At 36.5% G+C, this 12,164-nt stretch carries 13 protein-coding genes and 1 other annotated feature (1 of these 14 running past the window's edge); of the genes, 10 read left to right on the top strand and 3 right to left on the bottom strand.

Features of this window, described 5'->3' with window-relative positions:
* Positions 1-102 (top strand) — a binding site (T-box leader); it begins 154 nt to the left of the window's first position.
* A 61-nt stretch (positions 103-163) separates the two neighbouring features.
* Complete coding sequence (locus tag GF867_RS08305) at positions 164-1,042, top strand: MetQ/NlpA family ABC transporter substrate-binding protein (protein ID WP_153832644.1); 879 nt, start codon at positions 164-166, stop codon at positions 1,040-1,042.
* A gap of 100 nt (positions 1,043-1,142) precedes the next feature.
* On the opposite strand, the gene GF867_RS08300 is transcribed toward GF867_RS08305, so the two are convergent.
* Together GF867_RS08300 and GF867_RS08295 are read right to left on the bottom strand one after the other, a co-directional pair.
* Positions 1,143-1,811: a DsbA family protein gene (locus tag GF867_RS08300; protein WP_172973990.1), complete on the bottom strand. Its 669-nt coding sequence runs from the start codon at positions 1,809-1,811 to the stop codon at positions 1,143-1,145.
* 97 nt (positions 1,812-1,908) lie between these two features.
* A complete protein-coding gene (locus GF867_RS08295; RefSeq protein WP_153832642.1) occupies positions 1,909-2,499 on the bottom strand; it encodes a CYTH domain-containing protein in 591 nt (196 codons plus the stop codon).
* Positions 2,500-2,652: 153 nt separating this feature from the next.
* Between GF867_RS08295 and GF867_RS08290 the strand changes: the two genes are divergently transcribed.
* From GF867_RS08290 to mgtE, 5 genes are read left to right on the top strand one after another with little or no spacing between them, the layout of a single operon-like run.
* Positions 2,653-3,282, top strand: coding sequence for a GTP pyrophosphokinase (locus GF867_RS08290; protein ID WP_153832641.1), 630 nt, complete (start codon positions 2,653-2,655; stop codon positions 3,280-3,282).
* A gap of 41 nt (positions 3,283-3,323) precedes the next feature.
* Positions 3,324-4,181, top strand: coding sequence for an NAD kinase (locus GF867_RS08285; protein ID WP_153832640.1), 858 nt, complete (start codon positions 3,324-3,326; stop codon positions 4,179-4,181).
* A gap of 31 nt (positions 4,182-4,212) precedes the next feature.
* Positions 4,213-4,821 carry a TlpA family protein disulfide reductase gene (locus GF867_RS08280; RefSeq protein WP_153832639.1) on the top strand — a complete coding sequence of 203 codons (609 nt, stop codon included), beginning with the start codon at positions 4,213-4,215 and terminating at the stop codon, positions 4,819-4,821.
* Between the two features lie 19 nt (positions 4,822-4,840).
* Entirely contained in the window at positions 4,841-5,731 is an 891-nt protein-coding gene (locus GF867_RS08275; protein ID WP_153832638.1) for an RluA family pseudouridine synthase, read from the top strand.
* Between the two features lie 40 nt (positions 5,732-5,771).
* Entirely contained in the window at positions 5,772-7,142 is a 1,371-nt protein-coding gene (mgtE, locus tag GF867_RS08270) for a magnesium transporter (RefSeq protein ID WP_153832637.1), read from the top strand.
* A 448-nt stretch (positions 7,143-7,590) separates the two neighbouring features.
* On the opposite strand, the gene GF867_RS08265 is transcribed toward mgtE, so the two are convergent.
* Positions 7,591-8,061 carry a GNAT family N-acetyltransferase gene (locus GF867_RS08265; protein ID WP_153832636.1) on the bottom strand — a complete coding sequence of 157 codons (471 nt, stop codon included), beginning with the start codon at positions 8,059-8,061 and terminating at the stop codon, positions 7,591-7,593.
* Between the two features lie 89 nt (positions 8,062-8,150).
* Between GF867_RS08265 and GF867_RS08260 the strand changes: the two genes are divergently transcribed.
* From GF867_RS08260 to GF867_RS08245, 4 genes are all read left to right on the top strand, one after another.
* The gene (locus tag GF867_RS08260) at positions 8,151-9,221 is read left to right on the top strand and encodes a M42 family metallopeptidase (RefSeq protein ID WP_153832635.1); all 1,071 of its coding nucleotides are present in this window, start codon (positions 8,151-8,153) and stop codon (positions 9,219-9,221) included.
* Positions 9,222-9,396: 175 nt separating this feature from the next.
* Positions 9,397-10,095: a DivIVA domain-containing protein gene (locus GF867_RS08255; protein WP_153832634.1), complete on the top strand. Its 699-nt coding sequence runs from the start codon at positions 9,397-9,399 to the stop codon at positions 10,093-10,095.
* A gap of 92 nt (positions 10,096-10,187) precedes the next feature.
* A complete protein-coding gene (locus GF867_RS08250; RefSeq protein ID WP_153832633.1) occupies positions 10,188-11,774 on the top strand; it encodes a peptide chain release factor 3 in 1,587 nt (528 codons plus the stop codon).
* Between the two features lie 149 nt (positions 11,775-11,923).
* Positions 11,924-12,164 (top strand): transposase (locus GF867_RS08245; protein WP_172973989.1); only part of this gene is annotated, 241 nt, incomplete at its 3' end.

Genomic DNA, 12,164 nt, shown 5'->3' with positions numbered 1-12,164 from the left:
CCAGTATAACAGTGTTTATTCAATGCGTACTGGATGAGGTTATGTTAGTGATGGCATAATAAAGTAAGGTGGTACCACGAGAATTTGACTCTCGTCCTTTTTGTAGGACGGGATTTTTTTGTCGTTTAGTTGTATAGATTTATTTAGAAAAGGAGAAAGTATTATGAAAAAATGGTTAAAAGGTTTAAGTGTCGTAGGTTTAGCAGCTAGCTTATTAGTAGGTGCCGCAAGTTCAAGCACAGTTGCAGCTCAAGGAGAATTCGATGGAGAAAAAGTAACCGTTGGGATTGTTTCAGGTCCAGCAGAAGATGTCTGGCAAGTGGTTGTAGATAAAGCTGCAGCTGATGGTATTGAAGTTGAATTGATTTTATTTAATGATTATGTTCAACCGAATATTGCTTTAGCTGATGGGTCAATCGATTTAAACGCCTTCCAACATGTTGCTTTCTTAGAAAATTGGAATGAGGCAAATGAAGAAGATTTATCTCCAGTAGGTTTTACCTTTGTTTCACCTATGGGGGCATACTCTGAAAAATTAACGTCTTTTGATGAGTTAGAAGATGGAGCTACAATTGCAATTCCAAATGACCCAACAAATGGTGGACGTGCAATTCTTGGATTGGAAATTGCTGGACTAATTGAAGTAGACGATGAAGCAGGCTATTTACCAACACTAGATGATATTACAGATAACCCCAAAAATCTTGAATTTCAAGAATTAGATGCTGCGCAATTACCAATCATCTTACCAGATGTTGCAGCAGCGTTTATTAACTTAAACTTTGCGACAGATGCAGGCTTATCATTGACTGAGGATACAATTTTTGTTGATGCTGACCATCCTGAAGAATTAAGTGAAGCTTACCGTAATGTTATTGTGGCTAAAGGCGACAATGTGGATAATCCTTTATATTTACAAATTGCAGCTTACTACCAAACTGTAGAAGTAGCGCAAGCATTATACGATACAACGAACAATGGAGATAAACCAGCGTGGGAAAATGCCCCAGTTATCGGTGAAGATGGCGTAGTAGAAGAATAGAATAATACCTAAAAACCCCTTGCAGCTTAGTATGACTGCAAGGGGTTTATTTGATATGTAAAAGCCGGTATTAATGTCCCGAATTAATTGAATATTATCTTCAATGTTTGCGCAAAATAGCCAAATGCGGTTTATGGTCCGTGTTATGCTCCAAGCAATACTCTTCCATAACATCATCTAATTGACTCAGAATATTTTGTTGTGTAATTGGGCCGTCAAGCACAAAACCATCGATGTTATTTTCAAAAATAACAAGAGAGGGTGTATGTTCAACTTGCATATCGACTGCAATTTTTTGGTCGTTTAAGTAGAGTTTTCTGACGAAATCTGATTTGTAATCTTCTTTAAAAATATCAACATCTAAGCCAACATCCGCAACTAAATCTAGAATGAACTCTTTAGTGAATAAGTCAAAATCACTTTGGATTTGTTGTTGCATTTTCATTAGAAAAATACGTCCTTTACGCTTGCCTTGCATCGAAGCTGCCTTATATGCTAACGACGCTTGATAAACAGTTCGATAAATTTGATTACGGGTTTGTAAGTCGTTGGATGGAGCTCCCATGTGCTCCATAAATTCTGTGACTATTTTTTGATTATGAAATGTCAGAATATGAACGTCAACTTTAGCAGCAATTCTTTCAACTGCAAGATTTAACTCTTGTTCTGCATAGTAACTTTTTCGACCTAACGGATTAACGAATAAATAAAATTCAAATAATCTTGGGATGCCATTTACCTGATATTCAACTTGATAACTAGGTAACATCTTGTATCCCTCCTTCGTACATGTCGTATACCTCACTAACATAATAGCAAATAATCTATACTTATTCTATCGAAATGACTTATTCAAAAATACGCTATTAGTAACTAAGCTTATAATATTTTGAAGCGCGGCTTAATTTGGTTTCTGCTTGTTTCATTTGAATGCCAAATTGTTCGATAAAATGTTTAAATTCAGTAGTAGCTTCAATTAACTGAGTCGTTTCTAACTCTAATTCGTAGTCTTCAGCATTCGAATAGACACTGTGATCTAAAGCAAATTCACCAAAACTGACTGGGATTAACCAACGGCTAGTTTTGATATCATAAGTTTGCTTAAGGTCTTCTATTTTGATTGCGTTTTGCGAGAGAAAACGTAACAGTTGTTCATCATAAATAGCCCCAACTTCAATGTTGTGTTTAGGGATTAAAGTAGTCGGATTAGTCTGATGGTATTCATGGGATTGAAATTCATTTTGACGATGTTTAATCGTCCAAACACTACTCGTTTCAAAGTTGCGTAGACGTAAAGCAGCATCAATTTCTTTTAAGGCTGAGTCTGTCGTGTCATAATAGGTGTTGTGCTGTTTTATATTAGGTTGCTGATTATCAAGCTGCCAATGTAGGAGTAGTTGTTTGAATTGATCTTCGGTTAGTAAAACCTTTAATTCTTGTTCTAATTCGAAAGCCATGGGACTTTACCTACCTTTTCTTATTTAAAATATGAAATTGAATTCACTTTAGCTTATCATATTTTGTCTGAAGTACATAATTATAAAATAAAGTATGCTAAAATGGGTCTGTATGTAATTTATAGAAGTCATTTTACAGTTGAGGTGATGTAGATGTTAGCAGATGATTTTATAGAAGATTGGGATTTATTTTTAGCGCCTTACCAACAGGCCGTTGAAGAATTGAAGTTGAAACTAAAAAATATTCGAAAAGAATATCATGCCTTAAATCGGCATGCTCCGATTGAGTTTGTAACAGGGCGAACCAAAACAAAAGAGAGTATTCTTGAGAAAATGCATGTGCGAAATATTGCGCCTGAAGCTATATTAGACGGTGTTCAAGATATTGCAGGCATTCGCATCATGTGTCAATTTGTAGAAGATATCTATGAAGTAGCAAATTTACTCATGAATCGTAAAGATTTTAAAGTAATTCTGATTAGAGATTATATTCAACATCGTAAGCCAAGCGGGTATCGTTCTTACCATATGGTGTTAGAATACCCTGTACAGCGTGCTTCAGGAGAAGTTTCAGTGATTGTTGAAGTTCAAATACGTACGTTAGCAATGAATTTTTGGGCGACCATTGAACATTCATTGAATTATAAATATAGTGGAGAATATCCTGAAGTAATCTTGAAACGTTTAGAAAGAGCATCTGAAGCTGCTTTCCTGTTAGACGAAGAGATGTCAGAGATTAGAGAAGAAATACGTGAAGCGATTCAAATATTTGATCGACGCTAGAGAAGATAGGCGGCCGTTTACGTGCAACAAGGAGTGAGCTAATGGAAAAAAATGTTTTGATTTATTCAAACAATAACCCTCAATCTCTTAAATTAAAAGAAGAATTAATTACTAAAATAAAAGCGACTGATATAAGAATTGTAGATGAAAATGAGGCACCGGACTTCATTATCTCCATCGGAGGAGATGGGACTCTTTTATCTGCTTTTCATGAATTTAAACATTATGTCAATTCAACGCGTTTTATTGGAATTCATACAGGGCATTTAGGTTTTTATGCCGATTGGCAAAATTTTGAACTTGATGAAGTCATTGAAGGGATTAGGCAGTCAAAAGGTGAATCAGTGAGTTATCCACTCTTAAAAGTTGAAATGACTTTAACAGATAATTCGACTAAAAACGATCTTGCGCTTAATGAGTTTTCAGTGCGCTCGTTCAAAGGCACGATGGTCTGCGAAGTATATATTAAGGAACATTTCTTTGAAACATTTAGAGGAGATGGAATTTGTATTTCAACACCCACAGGTTCTACTGGCTTAAATAAGGCATTAGGTGGAGCGGTTATTCATCCACGCCTTGATGCCATTCAATTGACAGAAATGGCATCTGTTAACAATCGAGTGTATCGAACATTAAGTTCTTCGATGATAATTCCTCGGGACGAGTGGTTTGTTTTACATTTAACTGATGAAGAGGATGACCGAAGCATTTCAATTGATAATATGAGCTTCAACCATATGCCAGTCAAAATGATTAGGTTACAACTAGCAGCTGAAAGAATTCGCTTTGCTAGTTTTAGACATATGCATTTCTGGGATCGAGTGGAAAATTCATTTATTGGTCGTAAGCAAGGACGCCTTCAAGGGCAACCAAGCGGTAGCATGAATTATTTAAAATAAAGAATCTGAGACATGATAGGAGTATATCTTAATGAAAAACTGGATAAAATTTTTAGGTTTATCGAGCGCATTGTTATTATTGGTTGCATGTAATCAAGAAACTTCTACTCAAGAAGCAAGTTCATCTGAAGCAGTGGCAAGTGAAGAATCAGTTGAATTAGTTGACCAAGCGGTGAACTTTGATGAAGGCACACAATTACTAACCATGGATGAAACTGAAAAAAAAGAACGCTATTCTGAGTTAGATATGATTGATATCTATACTGGTGAGACCGAAACGGCTGACACTTATAGTCAAATTAATAACATAGAAACGGAGAAAGACTATGCAGAATTGTTGGTTTCAACTAATGAAAAGCCAGCGATTGTCTATTTAGGCTTTAATGAATGTCCATTCTGTAAAGTGTTTACTCCTAAAATAAACCAACTCGCAAGTGAGATGGGGATTGAAATTTATTATTACAATACAAAAGAACACGCTGAAGATGCAACGTTTGCCTCAGCAATGCAATTATATAACGTTGAGACAGTGCCTCATGCATTTATTGTAGAAAATGCGAAGGCGGGTAGTAAAGTCAATCATGAAAGCACTATGTTAGAAATAGAGGCTTTTCTACAAGAATATTTAGAAATACAGTAATAGAAAGACAGGAAAATCGTTGGAGTTTATTTGGAATTATTCGGCTGACAAGCCAAGTACAATCAAATCGTTTTTAAAAGAGTTAGATATTCCGCGTTCATTTATATCGTGGGTAAAATTCTCAGGTAGTATTCAGTTAAATGGTCAAGAAGTGACGGTAAGAAAAGATATAAAAGCGGGAGATGCAGTCTCTTTAGTGACAGCCAATGAACAAGGTTATGATACCGTAATACCTGCTTATGATGGAATCGAGGTAGTTTATGAAGATCGGGACTTGTTGGTTGTTAATAAGCCTGTGGACGTCGTTTCTATTCCATCCATCAAGAATCCGAGCAGCTCAATGGCGAATAGAATTCGTGGCTATTATATGGAGAAACAATATGCGGACCAAGTTATTCATATCGTTACACGACTAGACCGAGACACTTCGGGTTTAATGCTGATTGCGAAACATCGCTTGGCTCACGCTTTATTAGACCGTCAAATTCAAGCCCGTAAAATTATCAAAATATATTATGCCATCAGCTCGCGAGCTGATTGGCTAGAGCATGGGTTGATCGATGCACCGATAGCGAGAGATGAAGACTCGATTATTACGCGTAGGGTTCATGAGTCTGGAAAGCAAGCGATGACTGAATATTGGCTTGAGGAATCATTAACGAATAGTAGTTTATTAAAGTTACAGTTACATACAGGACGGACTCATCAAATTAGAGTTCATATGCAACATTTAGATGGAGCATTGGTGGGTGATGATCTTTATGGTGGGATAATGACAGAGCCATTGATGCGACAAGCACTTCATTGTGGCGAATTGAGGTTTAAGCAACCATTTACGGGTGAAGAACTTGTCATCAAACAATCTTTACCCTCTGATATGCAAGAGTGGATAAATTTGAATCGAGCATGATAAACTATTAGAGTGAATGAAATAATTAGGAGGTTCAAACATGGAGGTTTTTGAACGTTCTTTTGAAGAGAACATTGAAATTTTACAAAAATTATTAAAAGGTAATCGAATGACGCGATTCAGAACTGAATATTTAGCATTACACTCTTATGACCAAGCTAAAATATTTTTGGCTTTTGAAGAAGAATATCGCGAAAAGGTTTATCAGTATTTATCACCCTCTGAATTAGCAAATGTATTTGATTCGGTGGAAACTGAACAGCACGAGTATATGGATGTTTATTTTGAAGAGATGAATAATACTTATGCAGCAGCAGTTTTAGGTGACATGTATGCGGATAATGCGGTGGATATCTTAAATAATTTAAGTGACCGTGAACGCGTGAATATTTATATGCATTTAATGAAACCAGCGAGTGCTCGTGAAATTAGTCAATTGATTAATTATTTAGACGATACTGCTGGTTCAATTATGACTACTGAGTTTGTTTCAGTTCAAGAAGGCGAAGATTTAAAAAGTGCTTACCAACATTTGAAAAATGTGGCAAGCTCGGCAGAAACGATTTATTATGTCTATGTAGTGGATGATAATAAACGTTTAGTGGGTGTAATCTCGCTGAGAGATTTAATCTTGAATGAAGATTCTAAATTGATTCGTGATATTATGAATACGCGTGTTATCGCGGTTCAAGTGAATGATGACCAAGAAGAAGTAGCTAAAATGGTTATGGATTACAATTTATTAGCACTGCCTGTAGTAGGGTTTGATCAGGAATTATTAGGAATTATTACGGTCGATGATATTATTGACGTTATTCAAGAAGAAGCAGATAGTGACTACTCTGGTTTAGCAGCGGTTAATGTTAATGAAGAACATGAAACGCCATTTGGTGCTGCCAAAAGTAGATTACCTTGGTTGATTACTTTGTTATTCCTAGGTTTAGGAACAGCATCATTAATTAGTCAGTACGAAGAAGTCATTGCGACAGCTAGTGTACTTTCATCATTTGTAACGTTAATTACGGGGACAGCAGGGAATGCGGGAACTCAGTCTTTAGCGGTTGCGGTTAGAAAATTAGCTAATAAATCGGAGGAGGATAATTTCTTTAATTCCTTAACATTTGAATTGTTGACAGGTGTTTTTACAGCAATTATTGTAGGGGCAACGATAGCTGTTGTCGCTGGATTATGGAAGCAAAACTTTATCTTAGGTTTTGTGATTGGTATTGCAATGGCAGCAGCAATTATTGTTGCGAACTTAGCTGGTGCTTTAATCCCTAAATTAATGACACGTCTCGGCTTTGATCCAGCGGTCGCCAGTGGACCTTTTATTTCGACGTTGAGTGACTTAACTTCGGTATTAATCTACTTCTCGATTGCTTCATTATTTTTAGAGCAGTTAACTTATTAGGATTTTGAATGATTTAAAGTTTAACTATTGAAATAAAAGACTGTTACTACGCATTATGTGTGGTAACAGTCTTTTTGCATTATAGATGGTTATAAGATTAGCGTTGATTTACTATGTTTTGTACTACGCCCAGCTTATTGTTTATCCAAGGCTGTGCTTGCTTTCGAAAATTTGCTGATGTTCGGGCTTTTCAGCTCAATCAACTGGAATCCGTATACTGCATTTTGCACATAATTAGAGCAGTCGTTTCAACTAGTAGCGATGATCTCTCTGTTATACTGCTTTGAAAAACTAGTTAATGTGTGATGTGCTAAAGTACCCCGAAAAGCACCTCGCTATCTGAGCGACGTTCCGAAGTCCCACTGAAAACCCTTCGCTCCAAAAACTAGGGGCCGAAAATCGGAAAAAGTATTATTAGGCTACCTTAGTAAATGAAGCCTGAAATAAACTAAAAGACTTCATTAAAGGAATTTGATTTTGGTTTTAATGATTTAGCCATGTCGTGATGGAGAATGTTAGCATCCATGTAACCGACTTCGTTGGCAATGTTAAAGCCTAGTTTTTCATAAAAGGGAATCACAGTATCTTGTGCTGATAAGATTAATTCTTTGGCGCCTTGCTCGATTGCCCATTTTTCAACATTCTGCATGAGTTGTAAACCGATGTGTTGACCTCGAACAGCTTTCGAAACAGCTACTCGTTGAATCTTTAAAACATTCGGTTTAATAAAATAAACACGAGATGTAGCAACAGGTTGCTCATTTAAGTACCCCACAATATGCCAACGCTGATCATCTTCGCCGTCGATTTCTAACGCTACATCAACATTCTGTTCTTTAATAAAAACTTTTTCACGGATGCTTAATGCATCTCGATATTCGGGAGAGTGTGTACCCTCGAACCATTCGAATTTTAACATTTGAAACTCCTCCCATAAATCAGTATGATGAAACTATCTTACATTTTATGTTAATCGATGTAAATAAATTTCTGAAAGAAGGATTTATCATGACAGAATTCCAATTGACTCAAGAAGCTAGACAACGTTTAGAAAGAATTGCTGACTTAACGAATACACCATCACCAACAGGATTTACACAAATTATTATGAAGAAAATTTCGGATCACTTAACTGCTCAAGGTATAGAGTATCAAATGACTCCAAAAGGCGGATTACTTGTAAGTCTTGCTGGGAACAACACTCAAGAACAACGCTATGTTACAGCTCATGTGGATACTTTAGGAGCAATGGTTAGAGCGATAAAGCCAGACGGTCGTTTAAAAATCGATTTAATTGGAGGCTTTAGCTATAATTCAATTGATGGGAATTATTGTAAAATTTATGGAAGTCGTTCAGGTAAAGACTTTGATGGGACGATTTTAATGCATCAAACAAGCGTTCATGTTTATAAGGAAGCGCGTAATGGGGAACGCAATCAAGATAACATGGAAGTACGTTTAGATCACGAGGTACATAATCCGCAAGACGTAGCTGAATTAGGTATTTCAGTGGGGGACTTTATTAGTTTCGATCCAAGTGTTCAAATCACAGAAACTGGATATATTAAATCAAGACATTTAGACGATAAAGTTAGTGTTGCCTTGTTATTAGAAATAATTGAACGCGTTAAGACAGGGGAAGTGGCGTTAGCTCATACGACACACTTCTATATTTCGAATAACGAAGAAATTGGTTATGGAGGAAACTCAAATATCCCTGCAGAAGTTGTCGAATATTTGGCAGTCGATATGGGTGCTTTAGGTGATGATCAAACTTCTGATGAATATACTGTATCAATTTGTGCAAAAGACGGCTCAGGTCCTTATAATTTACAATTACGTAATCATTTAGTAGATTTATGTGAGAATGGCTCAATCGCCTATCAAGTCGATATTTATCCATTTTATAGTAGCGATGCTTCGGCGGCAATGAAGGCAGGAGCAGATGTACGACATGCGTTGATTGGTGCTGGTATTGATGCGAGCCATGCTTATGAGCGTACACATATCAAATCAATAGATGCTACTTATGACTTACTAGTAGCCTATTTAACTCAACCGATGTTGTCAATTAATTAATCGCAAACCATATTCTAGAAACGTTATTTAAACTGAACAACTCATTTACTGCCAATTAACTGCAGTTTTTCAAAATAATTAATGCTATATTTTGTGATTTTTGTTATGATTGTTGAATAAGAGAAAAAGTAGGCACATTATATATTTAGATAGAGTGGCCGGAGAAGGTGGATTTATGGCTGAAATCGGAGAAGTATCATTAAGTTTACTAGGGTATAATCGCAGTCAAGTGATGAAGTTAGTCGAGGAAAAGGAAGCTCGCATTAAGTCACTTGAAAGTGAGATAAGCGAGTCAATGAACAAGATTCAAGCGTTAGAAGAGAAAGTATCTTATTTCGAGGGAATTGAACAAGCGCTAAAAGATGGTGTGCTTGATGCGCGTGTGACAGGTAATACAATTGTTGAAGAAGCAACAAATGAGGCAAGCAAAATCAAAGAGCGTACAACAGAGCAAGTTATTCAATTCAAAGAGGAGTTTGCTTACAATAGCCGTGAATTAGTTGGGAATGGTAGCCATTTAAAAGATTCATTGAAAGAAATGAAACAAGAAATGTTGGATATCTTAGCTAATTATCAAGATATGTTGAAGAAAACAGACTTTGATGAAATTTACCCAGAAAATCAAATTGAGCGATTACTGCTACAAGTTGATGCTTATGAAGAAGATGGATATTTTGATGAAGTGTCAATGAGTGATGAACCAAGTCAAGCTTCGCCAGAGAATAACTTGAGTGAAAGCGAAAAACGCGAGTTGGAAAAATTAATTCAAGATGTGATTGCGAATGAAAAACAATCAGAAGCAGCTTTTGATATTGAAGATTTAGATTTAAATAACAAATTAGTTGATTTTAAACGTGTTAAAGGCAGTAATTAATGAGTTGAATTCTAAAGCGAACAATACTTAGGTGTTGTTCGACTTTTTTGAGTAATGATAATTTTTAATAGAGAGTGAGTATGGTGAATTTAATGAGTGAAAAGTTAGCAAAAGAAGTAAAGAAACGCCGCACTTTTGCGATTATCTCTCACCCGGATGCGGGTAAGACGACAATTACTGAACAATTGCTTTTGTTTAGTGGGGCAATACGTGAAGCAGGAACTGTTAAGGCCAAAGGTAAGAAATCGAATAAATTTGCGAAATCAGACTGGATGGAAATTGAAAAGCAACGTGGGATTTCCGTAACAAGTTCTGTGATGCAAGTAGACTATGATGGCTTCCAAGTTAATATTCTGGATACACCTGGACATGAGGATTTCTCAGAAGATACGTATCGTACATTGATGGCTGTGGATGCAGCTGTCATGGTAGTGGACTCTGGTAAAGGGATTGAACCACAAACTAAAAAGTTATTTGAAGTTTGTAGTATGCGAGGGATTCCCATCTTTACTTTCATGAATAAGTTAGACCGTGATGGTCGTGAACCATTAGAATTAGTGGCTGAGTTAGAGGATGTTTTAGGCATCCAAGCCTATCCAATGAACTGGCCAATGGGTATGGGGAAAAACTTATTAGGTTTATATGACTTATATAATAAACGTGTAGAATTACGTCTAAACGAAGAAAGTGATGAAACAGAAGCTTACATTCCATTGGATGAGGATGGAGAAGCTGAAGGAGAACATTCTTTTAAGTCATCTTCTATTTATAGTCAAGCGATTGAAGATGCAACGTTATTACATGAAGCAGGTAACGAGTTCGATCGAGAAGCGATTGATGCTGGTAAATTAACACCAGTTTTCTTTGGTTCAGCTTTAACAGGATTTGGTGTTCAAACATTCTTTGATGCTTTTGTGGACTTAGCACCCGCTCCGTCAGAAACGGAAGCAATGGACGAAGTGGTAATTGAACCAGAAGATCCGCGCTTTACAGGTTTTATCTTTAAAATTCAAGCAAATATGAATCCTGCTCATCGTGACCGCATTGCTTTTGTTAGAGTATGTTCAGGAAATTTCGAAAAAGGCATGTCTGTAACGTTAAACCGTACTGGTAAAACATTACGTATGGCACATACGACACAATTTATGGCAGATGCTCGCGAAGAAGTTCAAGATGCCATTGCTGGAGATATTATCGGTTTATACGATACAGGCAACTTACAAATTGGTGATACGATTTATTCAGGGAATAAATCCGTACAATTTAAACCACTGCCACAATTTACACCTGAACTATTTATGCGAGTGACACCGAAAAATGTCATGAAGCAAAAATCATTCCATAAGGGAATTGAGCAGTTAGTACAAGAAGGTGCTATTCAAATGTATAAAACTTACCATACTGAAGAATACATTGTAGGTGCGGTAGGACAATTACAATTTGAGGTATTCCAGTACCGCTTATTACATGAATACAATGCTGAAGTGGTTATGACGCCAATGGGCTCTAAGATTGCGCGTTGGATTGATCCTAAAGATTTAAATCCAAAGATGTCATCAAGCCGAAACTTGTTAACGCGTGACCGCTTTGATAATCCAGTATTTTTATTTGAGAATACTTTTGCAGAAAACTGGTTTAAAGATAAATATCCAGAAATTGAATTGAAACAATTACTATAACCTGGATTATTCACTTAACCAACACTAACTGTCATAAAGCTTATTAAATAAACAGTTCAATTTAATTAGTTTTGCACCAAATAGGTGCAAAAAAAGAGACCCCCTGTATACTAATGTTAACCACAACATACTAGAAAGGGAGTTCTCATATGTCTACTATACAGAAAATTAAAGCGCAATTCAATCCTCAAGTTATCGTCACCAATCAAGGAGGCGACATTAGTGTTGATGGCGGTCTCCTCTTAATCAAAGAATTCTTTCACAACATTCGATTAACGGATCGGGTCAAACATTTTATTCCGTTTACTCAGAAGCGCTCGAATGCGTACCATTCCAATGAGAGCCTATTTGAAAGCGCACTTTTCCAGTACTTCGGCGGTTACTTTCAAG

This window comes from Fundicoccus ignavus, assembly GCF_009659375.1.
In the GTDB taxonomy this organism is placed as follows: Bacteria; Bacillota; Bacilli; order Lactobacillales; family Aerococcaceae; genus Fundicoccus; species Fundicoccus ignavus.
Note: the sequence above shows the minus strand (reverse complement) of the source record. Positions and strands in the feature narration are given on the sequence as shown.